Consider the following 24313-nt stretch of genomic DNA (forward strand, 5'->3'; position numbering starts at 1 on the left):
GGGGCGCCCGCGGAAGTCAGCGGCTCTTCGGTAGGCTGGCAGTATGCCTGCACCCGAATACGTCCTGAAGCTGCGCAAGAAGATCGGCAACGATCCCCTCTGGGTCCCGGGGGTACGGGGCGTGGTGGTCGACGACGCCGGCCGGATCCTCCTGGCCCAGCGCGCGGACAACCGGCAGTGGGCGCTCATCAGCGGCATGCTGGATCCGGGGGAGCAGCCCGCCCGGGGCCTGGTGAGGGAGATCTTCGAGGAGACCGCGGTGGTGGCGGAGGCCGAACGCGTGGTCTCCGTAGGCGCCGTCGGTCCGGTCACCTACCCCAACGGAGACGTCTGCGAGTTCCTGGATGTAGTGTTCCTGTGCCGCTACGTCTCCGGTGAGGCAAGGGTCAATGACGACGAATCCCTGGCTGTCGGCTGGTTTGGCCTGGACGAGCTTCCCGAACTCATGCCCGGGCACCTCACCAGCATCCGCCAGGCCCTTTCCCCTTCCGGTGCCGTCCACTTCGAGCCCTAAAGGCCCACGCGGTGGCACCTTCTGGATGCCACGCTTAAGTACGACGGCGGCCGGTAGCCTTCCGTGTGGAAGGTGCCGGCCGCCGTCGTACGCGGAGTGGAACTGGCGCTGCTAGGCCTTGTGGGCCGGGGCCGTCATGGTGGTAACGTCCAGGGCCTTGTCGAGATCAGCCTCAGAGACCTTGCCGTCGCCTTCACCGACGAAGCCCAGCTTCTCGGTGGCCTGGCGGATGGTCAGGCCCTCCTTGACGGCCGTCTTGGCGATCTTGGCGGCGTTCTCGTAGCCGATGTACTTGTTCAGCGGCGTGACGATGGACGGGGAAGCCTCGGCCAGGAAGCGGGCGCGCTCAACGTTGGCGGTGATGCCGTCGATCATCTTGTCCGCCATCACGCGGCTGGTGTTGGCCAGCAGGCGGATGGACTCGAGCAGGTTGGCGGCCATCACGGGGATGCCGACGTTCAGTTCGAAAGCGCCGTTGGTGCCGGACCAGGCGATGGCGGTGTCGTTGCCGATGACCTGGGCTGCGACCATGATGGAAGCCTCGCAGATGACCGGGTTGACCTTGCCGGGCATGATCGAGGAGCCGGGCTGCAGGTCCGGGAGGGCGATTTCGCCCAGGCCTGTGTTGGGGCCGGAGCCCATCCAGCGGAGATCGTTGTTGATTTTCATGAAGGAGATGGCGATGTTGCGCAGCTGGCTGGACGCTTCGATGAGGCCGTCGCGGTTGGCCTGGGCCTCGAAGTGGTCGCGGGCCTCGGTCAGCGGCAGTCCGGTGTCCGTGGCGAGCAGTTCGATGACGCGCTCAGGGAAGCCGGCAGGGGTGTTGATGCCGGTGCCAACGGCGGTGCCGCCCAGCGGAACCTCGGAAACGCGGGGGAGCGAGGCGTTGATGCGCTCGATGCCGTAGCGGACCTGCGCGGCGTAGCCGCCGAACTCCTGGCCCAGGGTCACCGGGGTGGCGTCCATGAGGTGGGTGCGGCCGGACTTGACGACGTCCTTGAACTCGGCCGCCTTGCGTTCCAGCGATTCGGCCAGGTAACCCAGGGCGGGGATGAGGTCGTTGATCAGCGCGGAGGTTGCGGCAACGTGCACGGAGGTGGGGAACACGTCGTTGGAGGACTGCGAGGCGTTGACGTGGTCGTTCGGGTGGACCACCTTGTCGCTGCCGGCGGCCTTCAGAGCGCGGGTCGCCAGCTCGGCGATGACCTCGTTGGTGTTCATGTTCGAGGAGGTGCCGGAACCGGTCTGGAAGACGTCGATGGGGAAGTCGCCGTCGTACTTGCCCGCAGCCACCTCATCGGCAGCGTCAGCAATCGCCTTGGCCAGCTCTCCGTCGAGCACGCCCAGTTCTGCGTTGGCCTGGGCTGCAGCCTTCTTGACCCGTGCCAGCGCCTCGATGTGGGTGCGCTCCAGGGTCTTGCCGGAAATAGGGAAGTTCTCCACTGCCCGCTGCGTCTGCGCGCGGTACAGTGCGTTCACGGGGACGCGGACTTCGCCCATCGTGTCATGTTCAATGCGGAACTCTTCAGTGGAAGTCATGGGGCTAGCTTATGGCGATCGGGCGCCCCATCGAAAACCGTTAAGGCAGCGTTGGCGGCGGCCCGAAGGACCGCCGCCGGGCGCTGTTAAAGCTCGCCGATTCCGGAAACAAGGTCGGCGCGGCCCTCCGCCAGCCGGTAGGAGAGGCCGATCACCGCGGTCCGGCCGCCCTGAATTGCGTCGGAAATCACACGCGAACTGTCGGCAAGGCGCTGGGACATCTGCTTGACGTTTTCCACCACCATGTCGTTGACCTCGGTCTGGTTGTTCCGCAGGGACGTCAGGACGGAGGGCGTGATGCGCTCCACGAGGTCGCGGATGAAGCCTGCGGGCATCTCGCCGGTTTCAACGGCATCCCGGGTGGCCGTGACCGCCCCGCAGCTGTCGTGCCCGAGCACCACGATCAGCGGCACCCCCAGCACCGCGACGCTGTATTCGAGCGAGCCCAGGACGGCGTCGTCAATCACCTGTCCTGCCGTGCGGACCACGAAGACGTCACCGAGGCCGACGTCGAAAATGATCTCTGCCGCAAGCCGGGAGTCGGAGCAGCCGAAGATGACGGCGAAGGGATTTTGCGTGTCCACCAGTGAGGAGCGCCGTGAAGCGTTCTGGTTGGGGTGGGAGGATTCGCCGTTTACGAAACGTTCGTTGCCTTCGCGCAGGCGGCGCCAGGCCAGTGCAGGGGTCAGGTTAGTCGTCACGGCCCCCACTTTACGGGGTGGGGACGGCGGACGGGGAAACCGTGACTGCCGGGTTGGTTTCGAGGGACCGGACGACGGCGGTGGCCAGGGTTGCCAGTTCGTCCAGTTGCGCGGCCCCGGAGAGGATCACGGTGCTGCCACGGTAGTTCAGGATCATGGACTTTTCGCCCTTGCCGGTATCCCGCAGTTCCCAGTCCTGGCCGCCGGCATTCCGGGTCCCGGTGACGGGAGCGTTCTTGGTCTGTTGGAGCAGCCAGGTGGGGTTGGCTTTAGTGGTCTGCACCAGGGCGATGAAGGAGGTCTTGGGGGTGAGGTACCCCACTTCCCAGGTGGGGACACCATTGGCTGTCCCTGCCTCCCACCGGGCATAGTTCGCGCGGAAGGTGTTGCCCGTGTCCGGAGCAACCGGTGTGAAACCGGCCACATCCGCCGCGTTCCGCGCCACCGACGCAACATCCACGTCCGGCCGGTAGCCGTCACTTTTCGGCTGCGGGTTCATGAGGACAACGGGCAGGAACGCGGCGATGCTGAGGACCAGGGCGATGATCATGCCGATCACCGACGCGTTGGCGCGTTTGGCAGCCGCCGCCGGAATCACGGGCCTGATGGGGGTATCCGCACTGCCGCCCGCCGGGGCCGGACGGCCTTCGGGCTGCGCCCCTTCCGGGCTGGGACTGGTGGCTTCCTGGATGTCATTCACCCCTCTATAGTCGCCCATCCCTGAACCGGACTTCCATTCGGGCCGGCCGGGAGCGCCCGGGCCCGGCCGGCGTACATTGCGGAGCCGCGTCACGGGGCCGCCCGCGGCGCGGCGCCCCGACTATGATCGATAGCAGAGGAATCACCGTTCTGCTGCACCGGCAGGCGGGTTCAATGATCGCCACTCGAAGAAGAGGTTCACGTGTCACCAGCGTCCATGACCCAGAAGTACTCCACGATTTCACCGTCCCTTGCTGTGGGCCACGACGAGCCGGACCGCAACCTTGCCCTTGAACTCGTCCGGGTCACCGAAGCCGCTGCCATCGCCGGCGGCCACTGGGTTGGTTTCGGTGACAAAAACACCGCCGACGGTGCAGCCGTGGACGCCATGCGTTCCTTCCTGCAGACCGTCCACTTCAATGGCGTCGTGGTGATCGGCGAAGGCGAAAAGGACGAAGCCCCCATGCTGTTCAACGGGGAGCGCGTTGGCGACGGCACGGGCCCCGAGGTGGACGTTGCCGTTGACCCGATCGACGGGACACGCCTGACCGCCCTGGGCATCAACAATGCGCTGGCCGTCCTGGCTGTCGCCGAGCGCGGCTCCATGTTCGATCCTTCTGCCGTTTTCTACATGGAAAAGCTCGTCACCGGCCCTGAAGCCGCGGACATGGTGGACCTGCGCCTTCCGGTCAAGCAGAACCTGCACCTGATCGCCAAGGCCAAGGGCGTGAAGGTGAACCAGCTCAACGTGATGATCCTGGACCGTGACCGGCACCGCCCGCTCGTGGAGGAAATCCGCGAAGCCGGCGCGCGCACCAAGTTCATCATGGACGGCGACGTCGCCGGCGCCATCGCGGCGGCCCGCTCCGGCACCGGCGTGGACGCCCTGATGGGCATCGGCGGTACGCCTGAGGGCATCGTGGCCGCCTGCGCCATCAAGTCCCTGGGCGGCGTCATCCAGGGCCGCCTCTGGCCCACCAGCGACGAGGAAAAGCAGAAGGCCATCGACGCCGGCCACGACCTGGACCGCGTGCTGTCCACGAACGACCTCGTCTCCAGCGACAACTGCTACTTTGCCGCCACGGGCATCACAGACGGTGACCTGCTCAAGGGCGTGCGCTACTCCAAGGACAAGGTCCTGACCCAGTCCATCGTGATGCGGTCCAAGTCGGGCACGATCCGGTTTGTCGAAGGCGAGCACCAGGCCAGCAAGTGGGAGAACTACGCCCGCAAGAGCTGATCCGCGTCCAGTGCCGGATGGCAAACCCCGGGGCGCCCACGTGCGCACCGGGGTTTTGCCGTTAATGCCTTGGTATAGGGTTTAAGCCATGATTCCTGCTGTTGTTCCCTGTACTGACCGCGCCCTCTGGGACGAAAACGTCGACAAGTTCCAGGGACACCCGCAACAGCTGTGGGGGTGGGGCGAGACCAAAGCGATGCATGGCTGGTCCGTGGACCGGGTCCTGGTCAAGTCGGGGGACGTAACCATCGGCAGCGCCCAGCTGCTCATCCGCCGTCTTCCCTTCCCTTTCCGGGCACTGGCCTACATCCCGCGCGGCCCGATGTGTTCCCTGGAACACGCCCAGGAGGTCCTCAACCGCCTGGCCGAACACGCCGCAGTCCGCCACCAGGCTGTGGCTCTCAGCATCGAGCCGGACTGGGACCGGGACTCCGCTTTTGCCGGTGCCGTGGCTTCTTCCGGCTTCCGGGAATCGACCAACACCGTCCTCATTCCCCGCACGCTCATCCTGGACCTCACCCGGACCGACGACGAACTGATGGCGGAGATGTCCAAGTCCACCCGTGCCAACATCCGCAAGGCGATGCGCAGTGACGTGGAGTTCCGCAAGGTCAAGAACGAATCCGAGCTGGAACAGGTCCTTGCCATCTACCATGAGACCGCAGAGCGGGCGGGCTTCGGCATCCACGAAGACCAGTACTACCGGGACATCTTCCGGAACCTCGGCGACGCGTCCCCGATTATCGGTGCGTTCGACGGGGAACAGTTGCTTGCCTTCACGTGGCTGTCGCGCAGCGGCGCCACCGCGTTCGAACTCTACGGCGGGGTGTCGGCCGAAGGCCAGAAGCAGCGCGTGAACTACGGCGTGAAGTGGGCGGCCCTGACGTCAATGCGCGAGGACGGCTGCACCCGGTACGACTTCAACGGCCTGCTCAACGACGGCATCTCCGACTTCAAGAAGCAGTTCGCGCGGCACGAAGACATGCTCCTGGGCACTTGGGAAAAGCCGCTGTCCCCGTTCTACCCCGCCTATTCCAAGGCCATGCCGATGGCCCGCAAGGGCCTCCAGCAGGGGCGCCGGCTGCTGAAGACCGCAGCCGGGCAGATCCGCCCACTGATACGGAAGCTGCGGCCCGGCAACTGAGCCGCCAGGACAAAGGGCGACGGCGGCACCCTCCAGGGTGCCGCCGTCGCCCTTTGTTGCTGTAGCGGAGCGGGCTTAGAGACCGGTGGTGACGGCAAATGCCAAGGCCGGCTCGGCGCTCCCAGCCACTGCGTGCACGTTGACCGGAGCTTCCGCCGCGGCGATGAATGCGCTGCCGCCCCGGGACAGCTCCAGATCGCCCTTGGGGGAGTCGAGGTACACGGAACCGGCTACCACGATCACTACCGCTGCGCCTGACTGCGCCAGCGGAACCGGCCCCGAGCCTGGCCCGAGCTCGATGCGCTGCAGCTGGAACTCCCGGAACGGTGGACGGAACAGTTCCTGGTCCATCACCGTCCGTTCCGCAGCCAGCATTGGTAAAGCCACCGGGTGGAAGTCGATGGTACGCAGGAGCTCCGGGACGTCCACGTGCTTGGGCGTCAGGCCGCCCCGGAGGACATTGTCAGAGGACGCCATGACTTCCACGCCCAGGCCGTGCAGGTACGCGTGCACGTTCCCGGCGGGAAGATAGACGGCCTCTCCGGGCTTGAGCGAGATCCTGTTCAGCAGCAGCGAGATCAGGACGCCCGGGTCGCCCGGGTACTTTTCATTGAGGCTGATGACCGTGCCCAGCTCGGCCTGGAACGGCTCAAGCGACCCGCCGGAAAGCAGGGCTTCCACCACCAGGGCCGTTTCCCCTGCAACCGCCTCGCCCCCGGTGATCAGCCGCTCAAAGGCCTGGCGGAGCCCGGCACCCTCATCCCCGGCAGCGAGATCGTCGATGAGGGCCTGAAGCAGCGCCGGGGTCTGTTCACGGCCCGGGAAGGCCCCGGCAATGTGCTGCAGGATCCGGCGCGTCTCAGCTGCCGGGCGGAAGCCACACAGCGCCTCGAACGGAGTGAGCGCGAAGATCATCTCCGGCTTGTGGTTGTCATCCTTGTAGTTCCGGTTTGGGGCATGCGGATCGAGTCCGGCCCCGTTTTCCCGGGCAAACCCTTCCCGCGCCTGTTCAAGGCTTGGGTGGACCTGGAGGGAGAGCGGCTGCGCGGCCGCAAGGATCTTGGCCAGGAACGGCAGCCGCGGGCCAAAGGCGGAAACGGACTCCGCGCCCAGGAAGTGTTCGGGGTCGGAAGAGACCAGCGCATCGAGAGGGCTCGTGGTCCGGTCCTCCGGGACGTGGGCCACCGAGGGAGAATCGGGATGCGCGCCGATCCACAGTTCCGCCTCGGGCCGCCCGGATTCGGGACGGCCCAGCAGTGAGGCGATGGCAGTCGTCGACCCCCAGGCGTAGTCCCTGAGGACGTTCTCAAGCTCGTACAAAACGGTTCCGTTCCTTAGGGGTATGGGCAGTGATGAGTTGCTGGCCGCCAATGGCCGTGCGCTACAGCGGGGCGCACTGTCCGTTAGTGGCCACGAGCTGGCGGATAGCCTCTTCATCGCCTTGGCGCTTTAGGTCGTTGAGCATTGCTTCGGTGATCGGTTCGCCATCCGGCGTCGTGGTCACCGGGGTGAAGTCCGACGGCGGGGGCTGCTGCCCTGCCTTTGCCGTTTCGGGCAGCGCGGCCGGGACAGCCCCTGCCGCCTGGACATGTCCGGCGCCTGCCTGTGGAACTGCGGCCCCGCCGTCGGGAATTCCTGCGGACTGTGCACCCTTGGCAGATGCGGACGCCAGCACCTGGTCCACCCGCTGGTGGATCTGGTCAAAGTCCGGATTGGTGGAGAACGACGGGTCGAAGTCGGGCGGCCCGATGGTGAGCCTCTTGACGTCCTTGCCCCTGGCTTTGATGGCGAGGTCCAGGAAGCTGCCCAGCTGGGTGGAGGAGATGTTGGAGTCCACTACCTTGGTTCCCGCATTGGCGATGTCCTCGAACTTGGACAGCAAGGTGGCGGGATCCAGTTGTTTCAGCATGGCCTGCTGCACGCACTGCTGGCGGGCGATCCGGGCATAATCATCCACGAACTCCCGGGAGCGCCCGTACCAGAGCGCGTGGAAGCCATCCAGCTTGTTCTCGCCGGCGGGGATCCAGCCGAGGGGCATCCCGTGGATTCCGTTGGCTTCGTCAATGGTCTCGCCGCTGATCGGGACCCAGCCGCCGGCCTTGATATGGATGCCGCCCATGGCGTCGATGAGCTTGGAGAAGCCGTCCATATCCACGAGGACGTAGGCCTGGATCTGCATGCCCAGTGTTCCGGAGACGGCCTCCATGGTTGCCTGGGCGCCGGGATCGGGCACCCCCGGGTAGAGGTCTGCATGTTCGTTGGTGACCTCGGTGTTGATGGCATTGATCAGGCATTCGTTGCCACAGTTGTAGCCGTCAGGGTAGATGGAACGCATGGGGGAGCCTGCGCTGAATTGAGCGTTCTGGAAGTTCCGGGGGACCGAAATAATGGCGGTCTGACCGGTCTCGGCGTCAACGCTCAGGACGGAAAGGCTGTCCGGCCTGCGGCCGGTGCGGTCGTCGCCCGCGTCGCCGCCCATCAGGAGGAAGTTGTAGCGCCCTTCCACGGCCTTGATTGCCGGGCCGGACGAAAAGATGTTGCCGATGGCGTTGCGGCCCACATTCAGGAGGTAGGCGGCGTAGCCCACTGAGCCGCTGCCGAGGACCAGCGCCAGCACCAGGGCAATCCCGACGGCGGGACGCGCCCGGGGTGCCAGCAGCACAGGGCGGATGAGGCGCAGTGTATTCAGGAAAAGGAACGACCAGCCGAGGGCCAGCGCCGCGAGCAGGACCACCAAGACCAGGGACGTGACAGGGTTGGTGACGACGCTGATGACCAGGCTTCGGTTGAGCAGGAGCAGGAGTACGGCCAGCAGCAGGACCGCCCATGCAGAGAGCGTTACGCGCAGTGCCGTCCGTCCCAGTTTCCTGTCGCCAGCAACGAGCTGGGCGCTGCCCGGAAGCAGGAGCGTCAGCAGGATCAGCACGAAGGCGCGCTTGGTGCGCACCGGGGAGGAAGCGCTGACCGGGTAGCGGACCGGGTCCATGAGGGACGGGCCGGAACCAGTGTGGGGCACACTGCTGCTGGTGGCCATGCCCGCCGCCCTAACGGCTGCCCCGAAGAGCGCCGGAACCTTCAGGGAAGACTTCGCTGACCTTTTGCCGCAGGCTGGCACCCTTGCGCGAGGCCACAGCATTAAGGTCGGCGGCGAAGTCCAGGAGATCCGCACGCAGTGAAGCGGCAAGCTCGTCGGTGCCGGACGCCAGCATCCGGACGGCCAGCAGACCGGCGTTCCGGGCTCCCGCGATGGATACAGTGGCCACCGGCACGCCGGCGGGCATCTGGACGATGGACAGCAGGGAGTCTATCCCGTCCAGGGTCTTCAGCGGCACCGGCACGCCGATTACGGGTAAGGGCGTGACGCTGGCGAGCATCCCCGGCAGGTGGGCCGCCCCGCCGGCACCGGCGATGATGACACGCAGCCCACGTTCGTGGGCAGTCTGGCCGTACCGGATCATTTCGGTGGGCATGCGGTGGGCGGAGACGACGTCCGCCTCAAAAGGGATGCCGAATTCGGCCAGGGCTTCTGCCGCCGCCTCCATCACGGGCCAGTCCGAGTCGGAGCCCATGACCAGGCCCACCAGGGGACTGGGGCCGGAAGCGGCAGCGGGGGTGGCTTCAGCGCTCATGCGTTCTCCTCGAAAAGTGCGGATGGTTCTTCGGCGGCAGCACGGCCGTCCCGGATGATGCCGGCCACAGCTGCGGCACGGCGCCGGACGGAGTCCACCTCTGCGGTGGAACTGCCCACCAGGTTGACGTGGCCGATCTTGCGGCCGCGCCGTACGGACTTGCCGTAGCAGTGGACCTTCGCGGCGGGCTCGGAGGCAAGGGCCATGGGGTATGCGGAAAACAGATCCTGGTTGTCCCCGCCCAGGAAGTTCTTCATCACAGTCACGGGTGCCAGCGCATCGGTGGCACCCAGGGGCAGGTTCAGGACGGCACGCAGATGCTGTTCGAACTGGCTGGTGATGGAGCCGTCCTGGGTCCAGTGACCTGTGTTGTGCGGCCGCATTGCCAGTTCGTTGATCAGGAACCCGGCTCCGGCGCCGGGGGTTTCGAAGAGTTCCACCGCCAGGACGCCGGTCACGTCCAGCTCCGCCGCGATGCGCAGGGCGGCGTCCTCGGCCGCGGCAGCGACCTCCAGCGGAATATCCAGTGCGGGGGCAATCACCTCGTCGCAAACGCCGTCCACCTGGATGGTGTGGACCACCGGCCATGCCCGGGCCTCGCCGTCGGGATTGCGTGCCACCAGTGCGGAGAGCTCCCGCGTGAATTCGACCTTCGCCTCGGCCAGCAGGGGACTCATGGCGGCGAACCAGTCGGCGGTTTCTGCGGCTTCATCGGCGGAGGCGACGATCCTGACGCCCTTTCCGTCATATCCGCCGCGGGGTGTTTTCAGGACGACGGGCCAGCCCGTCCGATCGCCGAATTCAACCAGCGCGTCAACGTCCACTACGGACGCCCAAGCGGGGTTCGGCAGTTCCAGGCGGTCGATGGCGGCACGCATCACCAGTTTGTCCTGCGCGTGGACCAGCGCATCGGGTCCGGGCTGGACATTGACTCCGGCCTCCTGGAGGGCGCGGAGGTGGTCCGTGGGCACGTGCTCGTGGTCGAACGTCATCACGTCCAGGCCCTTGGAGAACTCCAGGAGCGTCTGCAGGTCCTTGTAATCGCCTACTGGCGTCGCGGGTACGGCTGACACTGCGGAAACGTCGTCGCCCTCGGCGAGGACGCGGAGTTCGAAGCCGAGTGCAGTAGCGGCAGGGGCCATCATTCGCGCGAGCTGGCCGCCGCCAACCACGCCTATCACTGGAAAAGTCACATGTGCCAGCCTACCGAAAACGGAAAGGATCGGCGGTTTTACCGGTCCGCGGGAAGAACAGTTTCTCCCCGGACCGCGCAACGGGCACCTGCCGCCGGGGGGCCTTTCAAAGCTTTGGGGGCTAAAATGGACCCTTGGCCGAGTGGCCCACAGTTCGTCGCGGCCATGGAGGGTCATGTTTAACGCACTTGCAGATCGTATCCGGGGGCTCGCCTCGCTCTTCTGGCGTGAGGTGGCCAAGTTTGGAGCGGTGGGCGGTGTGGCGTTCGTCATCGATAACGGCCTGACCTACTACCTGATGCACGGACCCATGTCTGACAGCGAAGCGAAAGCGCGGTTCGTGGGCGCCACCGTCGCCACCGTCTTCTCATGGGTGGCGAACCGTTTTTGGACCTTCAGGCACCGACGCCAGGCCAATGTGGTCCGTGAGTTTGTCATGTTCGTCATCATTAACGGGATCGGCATTGGCATCTCCACCGGCTTGACGGCCCTGGCCAAGTACGGGATGGGCATCGACGACAAGAACCTGCTGTTCCTGGCCGGCGTCGTCGGCATCCTGGTGGCCACGGTAGTGCGCTTCTTTGCCTACCGCTTCCTGGTCTTCAACCAGGAACTGGACCAGGAACCCGAGTTCTCCCACGACCACGAAATCATCGAGGCGCACCCCCACCGCGAGCCCGCGCGTGCCGCTGAGCGGGCGGCCTCCACTCCTACCGATGGCGGCCCGCAGGCCTGACGGAGGCGCTGCTAACTCCCGTGGATTCGTTCGGCCGCCAGCAGTTTGTCGGTGAGCGCCACCTCGGGGTGAGTCAATACTATGGAGCCGTCACGCTGCCAGGCCCCCAGCGCATGCGCCAAGGCGTTCTCAAGTCCGGCCGCGGCCGGGACATGCAGCCTGGCGCCGTCCGTGTGCGGCACCGCAAAACCAGTGATCAGCTCCCCGTGCAGGACCGACGTTCCCTGACCGGTGAGGACGGCGCGGCCTGACGGGTCCGGGTCTGTGTGGGGCATGAACACGTCCCCGTGGGACCGCACCTCCGCAGCGTAGTCCAGGCAGCCGGCCGGGAGGTCGCCCGCCCAGCGCATGGCGAGTGCCGGCAGCGCAACGGCAATCACGGCGTCGTACTGACCCTCGTGCGCGCCGGGACTGTCCGTCACGAGGAAATCGGCGGGACCGCCGTCGAGCACCGTTTCCAGGCCAAGCTGCCAGCCAGCCAGTGCCCAAACCAGAGCCTTCCAGTGGGCGGGCAGCGAGAGCCGCAGTCGCATGCCCGGCTCCGCGTCGAGTTCGTCCTGCAGGAGGTTGCTGGTCTTGGCTGCCCAGTTGTCCAGGACGCGGCCCGACAGTTCCACGCGCTCGGAGTCGGGTCCGTACCAGGTGAGGCGTGGTGCCGTGGCGTTGCCGGAACGGAGGCTGTGCATGAGGCCGATAGCCGGGATTGTCGTCATGGCTTCATCCTGCCACTCACGGCTACCCGGGGAATGCGGGCGGACGTCCCTGGCAGGCGGGCCGACGGAATGTGATGTTAATCACCAGTATTGCTAAGGATGCTTGCTATTTTCCACAAGAGCGGGTATTTTCCCCGCCAGCACAAGGTTTGGACCGCTTTTTTGAGCTTCCGGGTGCCCCTGGCCGCTCCGCCACGCCCGGGTGAATGAAAATCCCGGGCGTGGCGTGCGCAAGCATCACCGCGGCAAGTGTCTATTATCCCGGCAACGGCTTGACTCACCCTAGTTACACACGTGTAATTAGGTAACTAAAGCAATTGCGTAAATACCGGCACACAACCGAGTGTCCACGTATCCAGGCAGTGGCTGAAAACATCAGGAGGGTCGCCGTGGGGCAAGCAGAGCGTATCCAGGAAGATGCCGTCGTAGCCGGTCAGGCAACGGCAAAATACCGTGCGCGGGGGGTGCCGAGTGATTGGTACGTGGATCCCGCCGATCCTGATGCTGCGGAGCGGTACAACAGGGATTCCACTACTATCCTGGAGGACCAGGCCACGGCGTTCCTCGCGGCGCATCAGGCCCTCCTCGAAGGGGTTACTGAGTCCGAAGATGACCTAGACCCCCCAATGGAACTCGCTGCCGCCGGCAATGTCCAGCCGGTATGGATCGGGTTGCCGCTTCAGCAGGATTTCGATGACGAGGGGGAGCTGGGCTGGCAAACGGACGCCCTGTGCGCCCAGACGGATCCGGAAGCCTTCTTTCCCGAAAAGGGCGGCTCCACCCGCGATGCCAAGAAAGTCTGCGGGGCCTGCAACGTACGGTCGCAGTGCCTGGAGTACGCGCTGGCCAACGACGAACGGTTCGGCATCTGGGGAGGCCTTTCCGAGCGTGAACGCCGGCGGCTAAGGAAGCGAGCAATCTAATTCTTCAGGATGTGCACGTCACTGCCGTTGTGGTTGCCCACAACGGCAGTGCCTACCTGCCCAGAACCCTTTCAGCACTGGCTGCCCAGAGCCGTCCCGTGGACCGCGCCATCGGCGTGGACACCGGGTCCGGCGATGACTCCGTCCGCCTTCTCAGTGAAGCGCTTGGGGAGGCCAGTGTCGTCCGCCATGCCCGGGCCAAGGGCGGCATGGGCGCCGCCGTCTCCGCTGCCCTCGCGGAGCTGGCGCCGTTCACGGAGTCCGCCGAGGGTGCCACCGCGGAGTGGATCTGGCTGCTGCATGACGACGCAGCGCCGGCGCCTGAAGCCCTCGCTGAACTTCTCGGCGCCGTGGAACGCGCGCCTTCGGTCACCGTTGCAGGCTGCAAGCAACTGGACTGGCACTCACCGCGCAGGCTCATTGACGTCGGGCTCTCCACGAGCCGCTGGGCCGAACGGCTTACCCTGATCGATGCCGATGAAATGGACCAGGGCCAGTATGACGGCAGGTCTGATACCTTCGCCGTCAATTCCGCAGGCATGCTGGTCCGCCGCGACGTTTGGGAGCAACTGGGCGGGTTCGACCCCGCACTGCCCGGCAGCGGTGACGATGTGGATTTCTGCTGGCGCAACCGCCTGGCGGGCCATCGCGTCGTGGTGGTCCCTGCCGCCCGCATGTTCCACGTGGCCCACCGGCCGCATGCCCTTGGGAACCCGGCCGCGGCGCGAAAAGCCCAGGTCCACCTCCGGCTGAAACACAGCCCCCTGTGGATGGTGCCCGTCCATGGCATCGGCGCCCTGCTCGGCAGCCTCTTCAAGCTGGTCCTGAGCATCGTGGTCAAGGATCCCGGCCACGGCATTTCCCAGCTCCTTGCAACCTGCGCCGCACTGGCCAGGCCCCGGGCCCTGGCAAAGGGCCGCCGGACCGCCAAACGCACGCGACGTATCCGCCGGTCCGTCATCCGCAAGCTCCAGACGCCCCGGCGGGAGGTCTGGAGCCACCGGCGGTCGCTGATGGAGGCGCTGGGGTCCGACGGATCAGGTACTGACGACCTTGTCCAGGATCCCCTCGCGCACCAGCCCACAGGTGACGCCGCCGATGACTTTGCCGCCCTGGCCACCACCAGACGCGGATGGGTGGGCAACGGTGCCCTGGCCGCCGTTATCATCGCCTCCGTGGCCTCACTCCTGGCTTTGGCGGGATTGTTCCGGGCCGGCGCGGTGGCCGGCGGCGCCCTTATTCCTGTTTCTCCACGGCTCGGGGACGTCTGGCACAACGCCTCCACGTGGTGGATCAGCCTTGGAGCCGGACTTCCCGGGCACGGCGATCCCTTTGACTACGTCCTGTGGCTCATCGGAGTCCTCGGCGGTGGCGACGCCAACCCGGCCATGGCCTGGCTGCTTCTGCTTGGGTCCCCGCTGTCCGGCCTCACCGCCTGGTTTGCGGCAGGCGGCCTGACAGTGCGCCGCCGGCTGCGCCTGGTTGCAGCCCTTTTCTGGGCGGCTTCACCGGCACTGCAGGTTGCATTGAACCAAGGCCGCGCCGGTGCGCTGGTTGCACACATCACGCTGCCGCTGGTGGTCCTGGGCCTGCTGCGGGCCACGGGCTCCGCAGTAGGACACGGCCGCTTCAACGCCGACGCGCCATCCGTTGACACGGCCGGCGAACAGACCCCCGCCAAGCCGGGGGTCAACGGCACGCCCTCCTGGACCGCTTCCGCTGCAGCGGGCCTGGCCCTGGCAGTCACCACGGCGTCGGCGCCGTCACTGGTCATCCCGGCCACCGTGGTCATCCTGCTCTGCGGTTTGCTGCTGCGCCGCCGCGGGCGAACGGTGTGGTGGGCGCTGCTGCCCACCGCCGCCCTGTTCATCCCCTTCGCGCTGTCAACGCTCGACAGGCCCCGGGCCCTCCTTGCCGATCCCGGTCTTCCGCTTGGGTTCGACGCCGCACCGCTGTGGCAGCAGGTCCTGGGCCAGCCGCTCTCATTCGACCCCGGCGCCGGCCTCCAGGGACTGGCTGCCTTCACCAGCGGCACCGTGCCGTGGGCCCTGCTGCTCGCCCTGCTTATCGCGGCGCCCGTGCTGCTCCTCGCCATCCTGGGAGTCTTTTCAAAAGGACAGCGGGCAGGGACCGCCAGATGGTTTTGGATTGCCGCGGTCATCGCGCTGGCCAGTGGCTGGTTCTGCAGCCACGTAGTGACGGGGCTGAACGCGGGCCTCCTGGTGGCGCCCTTCTCCGGCCCGGCAGTCTCGGCCGCGTCCTTCGCCCTTCTTGCGGCAGCCATCCTGGGCGCCGAGCAACTGCTGTCCGCTGCGGACAAGGCTGCCGGGAACGGAGCTAAGACCAAGACGGCGGCGCGCGCCGCGCTTGCGCTGGGACTGGTGGTGCTGCTGGCGGGCCCGCTCGCGGGCATGGCCGACTGGTCCGCACAGAACCTACTGCGTCCGGCCGCCGCAGCGGGTAACCAGCCCGCGGCAACCCAGGGGACCGCCCTCTCTTCAGCGCCGAACACTTCCGGCACCGGGGGAGCGCTGGGCGCTGCACGGCTCGTGGAAGCCGCTCCCGGCCGGTCCCTTCCCGCCACCGCCATCGACCGGGGGACCGGTCCCGAACAGACGCGCACCCTCCTGCTGAGCACCGGAGACGACGGTACCTTCAGCGCGTCGCTGATGCGCGGATCCGGCACTACGCTGGACGGCCTCTCCGCCATCGCCTCCGCACGGAGCGTCATCGGCGCACCAGGCGCCGAAGAAGTCCGCGGTGACGACGACGTCACCGCAGCTCTGCGGCGCGTCGTGGCCACCCTCGTTGCGGGCCAGGGCGTGGACCCGCGCCCCGACCTCGAACAGCTCGGCGTTGGATTTGTCGTGCTCCGTTCCGCGGATACGGCAGCCCAGCTGACCGCCAGCCGGATGGACGCAGTTCCGGGCCTCGTCGCAGTGGGCCAGACCGACGTTGGCTGGCTCTGGCGCGTCAGCCCGCTGAACCAGCCGGTCCTTCAGGCGGCTGACGTCGCCCACCGGGTCCGGATTGTCGATTCCCGTGGGACTGCCACCGCCCTGGTCGACTCCGGCACTGATGATGTGGACGCTGCCGTCCCGGCAGGACCGGAAGGCCGGCTGGTTGTCCTTGCCGAGCGGGCGGATCCCGGCTGGAGCGCGTGGCTGGACGGCCGGAAGCTTACCTCCACTACCGCCGGTTGGTCCCAGGCCTTTACGCTTCCTGCATCGGCCGGCCAGCTGACCGTCCGCTACGAGAACCCATGGTCATTCTGGGCTGCCGCTTCCCAGATCGCGATCATTGGGTTGACCATCATCCTGGCAATCCCCATGCCGGCACGACGGCCGCGGACCGGCCTCTCCCGTGACGAGGGCTCCCTGCGTAAGGAACACCAACATGCATGAGCACACCACGCCGGACGCCGGCGTTCCGGCCGGGGCCGACCAGCAAGACGTGCCCGGAACCTTGGCATCGGCCGGGAAGAACCACGGCAGGAAGGCGTCCCCGCGTGGCGCCAGCCGGGTGCCGGGCGGCAAAGGGCGGGTGGCATCCGTAGCCGGAGTTGCCGCGGGCGTCCTCATCATTGCCGGCGCCGGAGCAGTGGTGGCGGCAGGATCACTGGTGCCGGCTCCTTCCTCCAGCCGGACGGTGCCGGCGGCCGAAGCCGCTGTTCCGGCGGGAGCCAGCGTAGGTGTCTGCCCCGGACCCGCACGGCTGCTGGAGGGTACAGAGGCCGGAACCGACGCGCAGTTCCGGCCTGAATCGGCGTCCGCCGCAACCAAAGTCACTGCCGCCGTCCTCAGCGCGGGAGGCGTACTCCCGGGAAGCCGGCTGGCTCACCTGGACGGTACGGCCGCCGTCGATATTTCCAAGGACCCTGGACCCGCCCCGACCCCCGGAGCCCCACAGCAGCTCCTCGCCGGCGTCCTCGCCGACCGGACCGTGGACCAGGTGAGCGTCCTCAGCGCCAACCCCGTGGCAAACCAGAATGCCTCAGCGGCCGGGGCCATGAAATACACAGCCAGCGACGGCGACCTCCGAGGCAGCGCCGCGGCCACGTGCGGGCAGCCCTCGAACGACCAATGGCTGGTGGGGGCGGCAACCACTGTCGGCCGCACCTCCGTGCTGGCGCTGACGAATGCCTCCAGTACCCCGGCCACCGTGAGCCTGGAACTGTTTGGAGCAGGCGGCCAGATCCAGGCCCCGGGGAGCCGGGGACTGCTGGTCGCGCCCGGCACGACGCGCAGTGTTGTCCTTGCCGGCCTGGCCCCCAATGAGTCCCGGCTCGGCGTGCACGTGCGCAGCGCCGGTGGCCCGGTGGCTGCTTCCATCCAGCAGAGTGTCCTGCGCGGCCTCACTCCGGGCGGCGTGGATTTCATCACCCCCGGGACTGCCCCTGCCATACGCCAAGTGATGACCGGAGTGGACATCCAGGACCCCGCAGGAGTTGCCGCACTGACGGCCCAGACCGCTTACAAGGATGCCGGACCGGCGCTTGAGCTGACCGTTCCCGGTGCATCGGACGCGGTGGTGGAGGTCAAGCTGTACGGGCGGGACGGCCAGCATGCGCTTCCCTCCGGTGGCGTCATCACCGCCAAAGCAGGTTCGACCACGGAGGTATCCCTGTCCGGAGTACCTGCCGGGCAGTACACCGTCTCGGCCTCATCCGATGTCTCCTTTGTTGCCGCCGCCCGCATCAGCCGCGGACTACAAGCGGGACAGCCGTCGGACGTGGCCTGGGCTTCCTCCGCCGTGCGGCTTGGCAGCCAGCACATTGTTCCCGTCCCCAAAGGCGGTCTCCGGCAACTGGTATTCGGGGCCCTGGACGCCAGGGCCACCATCACCTACGCGCCCATCACCGCCGACGGGAAAGTTCGTGCACCCGCCACGGCCGATATTGCCGGAGGCACAACCGCCTCCATCAGCATCCCGGATCAGGCCGAAGGATCGGATGTCGTAGGTTGCGCAGTATCCGCGTCGGGTGACGCCGCCGCCTATGGAGCCGTGCTGGTGGGCCAGGACGGGCGAAACGACGTTTCATCCCTGGCTTTCCTCGCGGCCGCAGCCGGCCAGGAGACCGTCCCGGTAAAACTCGGCTACTAGGAGCCGCTGGTTCCCGGCACTACTGGCTCAGTAGCGCCGCCGGTATACCGGGTCCAGGGTCTCCGGCGCCACGCCCAGCATCTCTGCCGTGTGCTCAACCACTACGTCGTGGACCAGGTCCTGCAGTTCCTCCGCGCTGGAGCATGCCTGCTCAACAACCCGCCGGTACACGGTAATGGTGGGCCCGTCATCACCGGCAGCGGGAATGTAGGCGCCCATGGGTGCCGGGGACCCGTTCGCTGCCAGCTGTTCAAGGTCGGGCGGGATCTCGTCCACCCCGAACCTGACGCCATCCAGCGTTTTTCCCCAGATGTCGTGCAGCCGCTGCGCGGAGTCCAGCACCATGTCATCGAACCGGTCGCCGCGGGTCCGGTATCCAGGGTGGGTGGGCAACATTACCTCGCCGCGAAGGCCGCGGCCATGGCGGTTCCGGCGCCGCCTGAAAAAGCTCCTGCCGTTGGTATCCCCACCCTGAGCCACGTGAGCATCAGGGTCAGCCAACCGGACCGAAAAACCTGATTCATGGTTCGATGACTGCATATATCGACTCTAAACCCGGGGGAGCATTTACGCGATACATCACCGCAGCTTCGCGCCCGCGCCGGACAGCGGCCGCAATGCGCGGCTTTTGGTCCCTGAAGGGGTAGTCTGTGATGTCGTGGGAGCTATACGTCAATGTTCAAGGTCTGCCTGCCGCCAGTCGGCGGTAGCCACCCTGACGTACGTTTACGCAGACTCCACTGCTGTCCTGGGCCCGCTCGCCACCTACGCGGAGCCCCACTGCTACGACCTCTGCGAGCAGCACGCCGATTCGCTGACGGTTCCCCGCGGCTGGGAAGTGTTGCGGCTGGCAATGCCTTCCACCCCCCAGCAGCCCGGACCCGATGACCTGTTGGCGCTGGCCAACGCCGTGCGGGATGCGGCGGCGCTTCCCCCGGAAGCCCAGGCTCCCGCTCAGCGGGCCCACCATTCCGCTTTGGAAGCACCCGGCGCTACTGAAGGGGCACGCCGGGGACACCTGCGTGTCCTCCGGGAACCTTCCTGACCCCCATCTGGCGGTACGCTGGAGCTGCACATCTTTTCCGCTACCGGCGCGAGCGCGCCCGCCAGGGAGCATGACCAAATGCCAAAGATCAGCCCCGAGCTGTTGTCCGTCCTGCGTTGCCCCGTCACCGGCTCTGCCCTGGTTCAGGAGGGGGAGGAGCTGGTCGCCACCGCCGCAGGGGAGACCGGGGTGAGGACCCGGTACACCATCGAGGACGGGATCCCTTTGCTGCTGCCTCCGGAACTGCTTGCCGCAGCAGCGTCGGCGGGTTCAGACCAGCACGATCCCGCCACGGCCGGCCACTAGTACGCCCTATCGCCAGCACAGACACAGCAGAACGGGACTGGACCAGTTCCCGGACCAAGCAAAGGACCACCCATGACTTTTGAGTACAAAGTTGCCGACATCTCCCTGGCGGAGGCCGGCCGCCACCAGATCCGCCTTGCGGAGCACGAGATGCCCGGCCTCATGTCGCTCCGCAAGGAGTTCGGCCCCGAGCAGCCCCTTAAGGGCGCACGGATCGCCGGTTCGCTGCACATGACGGTGCAGACGGCCGTGCTGATTGAGACCCTCACCGCGCTGGGCGCCGAGGTCCGCTGGGCCTCCTGCAACATCTTCTCCACGCAGGACGAGGCCGCTGCGGCCGTGGTGGTTGGCAAGGGCACCGTCGAAGACCCGCAGGGCGTGCCTGTGTTCGCCTGGAAGGGCGAGACGCTTGAAGAGTACTGGTGGACCGCCGAGCAGATCCTCACCTGGCCCGGTGCCGACACGAACCCCGAGCTGGGCCCCAACATGATCCTCGACGACGGCGGCGACGCCACTATGCTGGTCCATAAGGGCGTTGAGTTCGAAGCCGTGGGCACCGTCCCCTCCGCCGCGCCGGAGGATTCCGAGGAATACGGCATTTTCCTCGAGGTGCTGCGCCGCTCCCTTGCCACAGACCCCCACAAGTGGACCCGGACGGCCGCCACGATCAAGGGCGTCAGCGAGGAAACCACCACCGGGGTCCACCGCCTCTACCAGCTCGCGGACCAGGGCAAGCTGCTCTTCCCTGCCATCAACGTCAACGACTCCGTGACCAAGAGCAAGTTCGACAACAAGTACGGCATCCGCCACTCCCTCCCCGACGGTATCAACCGCGCTACGGACGTGCTGATGGGCGGCAAGGTTGCCGTGGTCTGCGGTTACGGCGACGTCGGAAAAGGCGCGGCCGAGGCCTTGCGCGGCCAGGGCTCGCGTGTCATCGTCACGGAGATCGATCCCATCTGTGCCCTGCAGGCTGCCATGGACGGCTACCAGGTAGCCAAGCTGGAGTCGGTCCTGCCGCAGGGCGACATCTTCATCACCACCACGGGCAACAAAGACGTCATCATGGCCGAGCACATGGCCGGGATGAAGAACAAGGCCATCGTGGGCAACATCGGCCACTTTGACAACGAGATCGACATTGCCGGCCTGGCCCGGGTCCCCGGTGTGAAGAAGGTTGAAATCAAGCCCCAGGTCCACGAGTGGGTCTTCGATGAGGGCACTGATGGGGAACGCTCCATCATCGTCCTGTCCGAGGGCCGGCTGCTCAACCTTGGCAACGCGACCGGCCACCCGTCCTTCGTCATGAGCAACTCGTTCGCCAACCAGACCATTGCGCAGATTGAGCTGTGGACCAAGCGGGACCAGGACGAATACGAAAACAAGGTCTACGTCCTGCCCAAGGTCCTGGACGAGAAGGTGGCCCGGCTGCACCTGGACGCCCTGGGTGTCGAGCTCACCGAACTGTCCAAGGACCAGGCGGAATACCTGGACATTGATGCAGCCGGCCCCTACAAGCCGGAGCACTATCGTTACTGAGACCTAGGGGCCCGGGTGCCGTCAAGCGCCCGGGCCGTTATGTCCTGCACCTAGGATCAAAAACATGGAGCCTGATGTAAAGCCCCGTCGCAGGGGGACCGCCAAGAAAGTCCTTGCCGTGGCCGCGGTCTGTATCCTGGCCGCCGTGGGCGGGGTTTTCGCCGCCGTCGCTCCAGGCCTTGCGGGCGGACCCCTCGAATCGGAAGCAGGCTCCGCGCTGCGGACGTCGCCGGGCATTGCATCGCCCGTTGTGCCGCCGGTCCAGCTTGACGCGGCGCCCGCCAACGGTGCCAAGCAGGTGAATCCAGCGGCCCCGGTGTCCCTGAAAGTGGGCAACGGGACCATCCAGCGTGTCACCCTGGCCAGCACTGCCGGGAAGACCATTGACGGCAGCATCGACCCGAGTGGGACGTCGTGGTCCGCCACGGCGCCCCTCGAGTTCAACACCGAGTACAGCTACACCTACGTGGTCAAGGACTCAGCTGGACGCGAGACCAGCACCACGCAGTCCTTTAATACCGTGTCCAGTTCGCACGAGGCCGACGCCGCCGTCTATCCGCTGAACGGTATGAAGGTTGGCGTAGGCCAGCCACTGCAGGTCATCTTCAGCGAGCCCGTGACCAACCGTGCGGCGGTGGAAAAGGCCATCAAGATCAGCACCTCCGCAGGGCAGACGGGGGCGTTCCACTGGTACAGCGACACCATGGTGCGCTACCGCCCGGAGAACTTTTGGGCAGCCAACTCGACCGTCACCATGGACATGCAGCTCTTCGGCGTTGACCTGGGCAACGGCCAGATCGCTAACTTCAACAAGAAGGTCAACGTCTCGATCGGAGACAAGAAGGTGGCCGTTGCAGATGCCACGGCACACACGTTTACTTTGAGCGTCAACGACCAGCCCGTGAAGACCCTGCCCGTCAGCATGGGGGACAAGCGCTTCCCCTCCGCGAAGGGGTACGCGGTGCTGATGGAGAAAAACCGTTTTGACCACTTCAGGGCGGCAAGCATCGGACTGAAACCCGGTGACCCCGCCTATTACGGTGAAGCGGACGTGGAATACACCATCCGCCTTACGCTCAGCGGGGCCTACATCCACCAGGCACTCGATTCCGCATTCCCCTATATCGGGAACACCAACGTGTCCCATGGCTGCATCGGTTTCCTGCCGGACGGTGCAGCCTGGGTATTCGACAACATGGGCACCGGTGACGTGGTCCAGATCATCAACACCGAGGGCGACTACGCTGCGAACACCGACGGGTTCGGGGACTGGAACATCCCCTGGAGCGAGTACGCCAACTGAGTCAGTCGCCAAACGGCAGGCGCTGCAGCCGTTGCCTTGTCTGCATGTACCGGCGGCGTGACTGCGACAGCCTGCCGAACTCCCTGTTGCGCCGTTCAGCGACCACGGCGGCCAGATAGTCAGCAGGAACGGTCCCCGGCGGCGGGGCCGGTGCCACATGGGCCGACAGCTCTGCGGCGATCGTTGCCGCCATGCCTGCCCGGGAAGGCGGCGCCATCCGGCCCGCCTGGCGGATGAACTGGGCCGCCCGGCGTGCCGTGGCATCCGGGATGCGCCCAATGTCCGCCGCTGCAGCCCACGAGTGCAGGTGCGGCGGAACGAAAACCCTGATGGCCTGCTCGGCCGGTATCCGGCTTCGTACCGCGTAGGTGCCGGCCAGCAGGTCGCCCAGCCGCCGGGATTTGTCGTTGAAGAGCGCGACGGCGAGGGCAAGGCCGCCAAACGTCAGGTAAATCTCGAGGAATCCGGTCAGCCCCCGGGTCACGGCGTGCCGGAACCGGATGGCGCCGCCGTCCTCGCGGACCACCCGCAGGCCCGTGGCGAGTTTTCCCAGCGACTTGCCGCGGCTCAAGGTCTCCACGGCCACCGGCACCACCACAAGGCAAAAGACGACGGCGGCCAGTGCAAGGGCCCGGGCGGCGGCGCCATCCAGGTCCGAGCCGGCGGCGGCCAAGCCAATCATGATCAGCACAAGCAGGACCAAGTGGACGACGATGTCGATGGCCAGGCCCAGGGCCCGGGCGGCAAAGCTGGCGGGCCGAAGCTCCAGGACCACTGCCTCGCCGGTGATGATCGGACTCACACTGCGTCCCTGCCCTTCGCAGCTGATGTTGCGCATGATCGGTTGGTGCGGACGCTCAAAGTCTAATGCCGGGCGCTAGGCTGTTGCCGTGGACATGGATGCCTTCGCCGCCGTTAATGCAGATACATGGGCGCGGCTGCAGGAGCTGGCCGGCAAAGGCCGGCTGAGCGGCGCCGAGGCTGACGAACTGCTCACGCTCTACCAGTCCACATCCGGGCACCTGTCACTCGTGCGTTCCGTGGCACCGGAAAGCGCGCTGTCGTCCTCCCTCTCCGCGACGCTGGCACTGGCGAGGACGCGCTTCACCGGCGCCAGGTCCAACGCCATGGCCGACCTCGCAAGGTTTTTCGTGGTGGCCTTGCCCGCGGCGCTGTACCGGCTGACCAGGCTCACCCTCGCGTGCGGCACGGCATTTGTCCTCATTGCTGCTGCCTATGCGGTATGGATCGGGACGTCCCCTGAAGCGCTCAAGGCCGTGGCGTCCGAGACCGCGGCAGCCCAGTACGTGAACGAGGATTTCGTCAATTACTACTCGGAGAATCCGGCCGCATCCTTTGCCGGCGCTGTCTGGACCAACAACGCCTGGATCAGTGCACAGGCCGTGGCCTTGGGTATTACCGGCGTATGGGTACCGATGATCCTGTTCGGCAACGCCCAGGGGGTGGGCATCGCCGCGGGGATCTTCGCGGCTGCCGGTAAGTCCGACGTCTTTTACAGCTACATCCTGCCGCACGGACTGATGGAACTCACGGCGGTCTTTGTTGCCTCGGCCGCCGGCCTGCGTATCTTTTGGGCCATGGTCTCACCCGGGCCACGCACCCGTGCCCGGGCCGTGGCCGGGGAGGGCCGGTCACTGATAACGGTGGCGCTTGGACTCGTCCTCGTCCTGTTCGTCTCGGGCCTGGTGGAAGGCTTCGTGACGCCGAGTCCGCTGCCCGCCTGGGCCAGGATCGGTATCGGAGCCGCTGTCCTCGCAGCGTACTGGACGTACGTCCTGGTGCTGGGCAGGCGGGCATACCTGGCCGGCGAACGCGGCGACCTCCGCGGCGAAGATGCAGGCTACACGGAAATCGCTGCCTGAATCGTTGTAATCCTGCCGGGGTGGTTCCTCGCCCAGTGGAAGTTCCGGACGGTAGGCTCGTCAGCAGAATAATCGCGCCGGCTGACTGGGCCCGGCACGGAAC

At 66.5% G+C, this 24313-nt stretch carries 22 protein-coding genes; 12 read left to right on the forward strand and 10 right to left on the reverse strand.

The features are described from left to right. The first annotated feature begins 43 nt into the window (after positions 1 to 43). Entirely contained in the window at positions 44 to 514 is a 471-nt protein-coding gene (locus tag J2X98_RS00290; RefSeq protein ID WP_141940586.1) for an NUDIX hydrolase, read from the forward strand. 111 nt (positions 515 to 625) lie between these two features. On the opposite strand, the gene J2X98_RS00295 is transcribed toward J2X98_RS00290, so the two are convergent. From J2X98_RS00295 to J2X98_RS00305, 3 genes are all read right to left on the reverse strand, one after another. Next, a complete protein-coding gene (locus J2X98_RS00295) occupies positions 626 to 2053 on the reverse strand; it encodes a class II fumarate hydratase (RefSeq protein ID WP_141940587.1) in 1428 nt (475 codons plus the stop codon). Positions 2054 to 2139: 86 nt separating this feature from the next. Beyond that, positions 2140 to 2754 (reverse strand): carbonic anhydrase, encoded by a 615-nt coding sequence (locus J2X98_RS00300; protein ID WP_307303323.1) that lies wholly within the window; start codon positions 2752 to 2754, stop codon positions 2140 to 2142. A 10-nt stretch (positions 2755 to 2764) separates the two neighbouring features. Then, positions 2765 to 3472 (reverse strand): DUF4245 domain-containing protein, encoded by a 708-nt coding sequence (locus J2X98_RS00305; RefSeq protein WP_307303324.1) that lies wholly within the window; start codon positions 3470 to 3472, stop codon positions 2765 to 2767. 198 nt (positions 3473 to 3670) lie between these two features. On the opposite strand from J2X98_RS00305, the gene glpX reads away from it, so the two are divergent. Then, positions 3671 to 4693 carry a class II fructose-bisphosphatase gene (gene glpX / locus J2X98_RS00310; protein ID WP_174237577.1) on the forward strand — a complete coding sequence of 341 codons (1023 nt, stop codon included), beginning with the start codon at positions 3671 to 3673 and terminating at the stop codon, positions 4691 to 4693. Positions 4694 to 4781: 88 nt separating this feature from the next. Further along, a complete protein-coding gene (locus J2X98_RS00315; protein WP_307303325.1) occupies positions 4782 to 5837 on the forward strand; it encodes a lipid II:glycine glycyltransferase FemX in 1056 nt (351 codons plus the stop codon). 75 nt (positions 5838 to 5912) lie between these two features. Here the strand turns inward: J2X98_RS00315 and manA are convergent, their stop codons facing one another. From manA to J2X98_RS00335, 4 genes are all read right to left on the reverse strand, one after another. After that, positions 5913 to 7157 (reverse strand): mannose-6-phosphate isomerase, class I, encoded by a 1245-nt coding sequence (manA, locus tag J2X98_RS00320; RefSeq protein WP_307303327.1) that lies wholly within the window; start codon positions 7155 to 7157, stop codon positions 5913 to 5915. A 61-nt stretch (positions 7158 to 7218) separates the two neighbouring features. Further along, on the reverse strand, positions 7219 to 8871 hold the full coding sequence (locus tag J2X98_RS00325; RefSeq protein WP_307303329.1) for an LCP family protein: 1653 nt from the start codon (positions 8869 to 8871) through the stop codon (positions 7219 to 7221). A 10-nt stretch (positions 8872 to 8881) separates the two neighbouring features. Next, positions 8882 to 9466: a 5-(carboxyamino)imidazole ribonucleotide mutase gene (purE, locus tag J2X98_RS00330; protein WP_307303331.1), complete on the reverse strand. Its 585-nt coding sequence runs from the start codon at positions 9464 to 9466 to the stop codon at positions 8882 to 8884. Beyond that, positions 9463 to 10611, reverse strand: coding sequence for a 5-(carboxyamino)imidazole ribonucleotide synthase (locus J2X98_RS00335; protein ID WP_307303696.1), 1149 nt, complete (start codon positions 10609 to 10611; stop codon positions 9463 to 9465). The genes purE and J2X98_RS00335 overlap by 4 nt, the downstream gene beginning before the upstream one ends. Before the next feature lie 223 nt (positions 10612 to 10834). On the opposite strand from J2X98_RS00335, the gene J2X98_RS00340 reads away from it, so the two are divergent. Then, complete coding sequence (locus tag J2X98_RS00340) at positions 10835 to 11395, forward strand: GtrA family protein (protein WP_307303332.1); 561 nt, start codon at positions 10835 to 10837, stop codon at positions 11393 to 11395. 11 nt (positions 11396 to 11406) lie between these two features. On the opposite strand, the gene J2X98_RS00345 is transcribed toward J2X98_RS00340, so the two are convergent. Then, complete coding sequence (locus J2X98_RS00345) at positions 11407 to 12108, reverse strand: TIGR03089 family protein (protein ID WP_141940597.1); 702 nt, start codon at positions 12106 to 12108, stop codon at positions 11407 to 11409. 389 nt (positions 12109 to 12497) lie between these two features. Here J2X98_RS00345 and J2X98_RS00350 point away from each other — a divergent pair, with 389 nt between their 5' ends. The 3 genes from J2X98_RS00350 to J2X98_RS00360 are packed head-to-tail and all read left to right on the forward strand — an operon-like array spanning position 12498 to position 18134. Beyond that, positions 12498 to 13031, forward strand: coding sequence for a WhiB family transcriptional regulator (locus J2X98_RS00350; protein WP_141940598.1), 534 nt, complete (start codon positions 12498 to 12500; stop codon positions 13029 to 13031). A gap of 29 nt (positions 13032 to 13060) precedes the next feature. Beyond that, positions 13061 to 16435, forward strand: a complete 3375-nt coding sequence (locus J2X98_RS00355; protein ID WP_373460815.1) for a glycosyltransferase — start codon at positions 13061 to 13063, stop codon at positions 16433 to 16435. Continuing rightward, positions 16428 to 18134: a DUF5719 family protein gene (locus tag J2X98_RS00360; RefSeq protein WP_307303338.1), complete on the forward strand. Its 1707-nt coding sequence runs from the start codon at positions 16428 to 16430 to the stop codon at positions 18132 to 18134. Before J2X98_RS00355 ends, J2X98_RS00360 begins: the two co-directional genes overlap by 8 nt. Before the next feature lie 27 nt (positions 18135 to 18161). Here the strand turns inward: J2X98_RS00360 and J2X98_RS00365 are convergent, their stop codons facing one another. Beyond that, positions 18162 to 18674, reverse strand: a complete 513-nt coding sequence (locus tag J2X98_RS00365; RefSeq protein ID WP_141940601.1) for a metallopeptidase family protein — start codon at positions 18672 to 18674, stop codon at positions 18162 to 18164. Between the two features lie 118 nt (positions 18675 to 18792). Between J2X98_RS00365 and J2X98_RS00370 the strand changes: the two genes are divergently transcribed. The 4 genes from J2X98_RS00370 to J2X98_RS00385 all read left to right on the forward strand — a co-directional run bounded on the left by J2X98_RS00370 (position 18793) and on the right by J2X98_RS00385 (position 22327). Next, positions 18793 to 19179 carry a DUF3499 domain-containing protein gene (locus J2X98_RS00370; protein WP_307303340.1) on the forward strand — a complete coding sequence of 129 codons (387 nt, stop codon included), beginning with the start codon at positions 18793 to 18795 and terminating at the stop codon, positions 19177 to 19179. Between the two features lie 78 nt (positions 19180 to 19257). Beyond that, positions 19258 to 19485 carry a Trm112 family protein gene (locus tag J2X98_RS00375; RefSeq protein ID WP_141940603.1) on the forward strand — a complete coding sequence of 76 codons (228 nt, stop codon included), beginning with the start codon at positions 19258 to 19260 and terminating at the stop codon, positions 19483 to 19485. Positions 19486 to 19557: 72 nt separating this feature from the next. Continuing rightward, positions 19558 to 21024 carry an adenosylhomocysteinase gene (gene ahcY / locus J2X98_RS00380; protein ID WP_141940604.1) on the forward strand — a complete coding sequence of 489 codons (1467 nt, stop codon included), beginning with the start codon at positions 19558 to 19560 and terminating at the stop codon, positions 21022 to 21024. Between the two features lie 64 nt (positions 21025 to 21088). Then, positions 21089 to 22327, forward strand: coding sequence for a L,D-transpeptidase (locus J2X98_RS00385; RefSeq protein WP_307303344.1), 1239 nt, complete (start codon positions 21089 to 21091; stop codon positions 22325 to 22327). A gap of 1 nt (position 22328) precedes the next feature. Here J2X98_RS00385 and J2X98_RS00390 read toward each other — a convergent pair whose 3' ends face one another. Then, a complete protein-coding gene (locus J2X98_RS00390) occupies positions 22329 to 23129 on the reverse strand; it encodes an RDD family protein (protein WP_307303346.1) in 801 nt (266 codons plus the stop codon). Between the two features lie 88 nt (positions 23130 to 23217). On the opposite strand from J2X98_RS00390, the gene J2X98_RS00395 reads away from it, so the two are divergent. Then, positions 23218 to 24210 carry a stage II sporulation protein M gene (locus tag J2X98_RS00395; protein ID WP_186338478.1) on the forward strand — a complete coding sequence of 331 codons (993 nt, stop codon included), beginning with the start codon at positions 23218 to 23220 and terminating at the stop codon, positions 24208 to 24210. The last annotated feature ends 103 nt before the right edge of the window (positions 24211 to 24313 follow it).

This window comes from Pseudarthrobacter enclensis, assembly GCF_030811655.1.
Taxonomy (GTDB): Bacteria; Actinomycetota; Actinomycetes; order Actinomycetales; family Micrococcaceae; genus Arthrobacter; species Arthrobacter enclensis_A.

Bases quoted from the DNA above. Each gene is read 5' to 3' on its own strand.
- J2X98_RS00365 (WP_141940601.1), bottom strand. From the start codon at position 18,674: ATGCAGTCATCGAACCATGAATCAGGTTTTTCGGTCCGGTTGGCTGAC.
- J2X98_RS00340 (WP_307303332.1), top strand. From the start codon at position 10,835: ATGTTTAACGCACTTGCAGATCGTATCCGGGGGCTCGCCTCGCTCTTC.
- J2X98_RS00315 (WP_307303325.1), top strand. From the start codon at position 4,782: ATGATTCCTGCTGTTGTTCCCTGTACTGACCGCGCCCTCTGGGACGAA.
- ahcY (WP_141940604.1), top strand. From the start codon at position 19,558: ATGACTTTTGAGTACAAAGTTGCCGACATCTCCCTGGCGGAGGCCGGC.
- J2X98_RS00385 (WP_307303344.1), top strand. From the start codon at position 21,089: ATGGAGCCTGATGTAAAGCCCCGTCGCAGGGGGACCGCCAAGAAAGTC.
- purE (WP_307303331.1), bottom strand. From the start codon at position 9,466: ATGAGCGCTGAAGCCACCCCCGCTGCCGCTTCCGGCCCCAGTCCCCTG.
- J2X98_RS00325 (WP_307303329.1), bottom strand. From the start codon at position 8,871: ATGGCCACCAGCAGCAGTGTGCCCCACACTGGTTCCGGCCCGTCCCTC.
- J2X98_RS00295 (WP_141940587.1), bottom strand. From the start codon at position 2,053: ATGACTTCCACTGAAGAGTTCCGCATTGAACATGACACGATGGGCGAA.
- J2X98_RS00345 (WP_141940597.1), bottom strand. From the start codon at position 12,108: ATGACGACAATCCCGGCTATCGGCCTCATGCACAGCCTCCGTTCCGGC.
- J2X98_RS00360 (WP_307303338.1), top strand. From the start codon at position 16,428: ATGCATGAGCACACCACGCCGGACGCCGGCGTTCCGGCCGGGGCCGAC.
- J2X98_RS00375 (WP_141940603.1), top strand. From the start codon at position 19,258: ATGCCAAAGATCAGCCCCGAGCTGTTGTCCGTCCTGCGTTGCCCCGTC.
- J2X98_RS00305 (WP_307303324.1), bottom strand. From the start codon at position 3,472: ATGGGCGACTATAGAGGGGTGAATGACATCCAGGAAGCCACCAGTCCC.
- J2X98_RS00335 (WP_307303696.1), bottom strand. From the start codon at position 10,611: ATGATGGCCCCTGCCGCTACTGCACTCGGCTTCGAACTCCGCGTCCTC.
- glpX (WP_174237577.1), top strand. From the start codon at position 3,671: ATGACCCAGAAGTACTCCACGATTTCACCGTCCCTTGCTGTGGGCCAC.
- J2X98_RS00290 (WP_141940586.1), top strand. From the start codon at position 44: ATGCCTGCACCCGAATACGTCCTGAAGCTGCGCAAGAAGATCGGCAAC.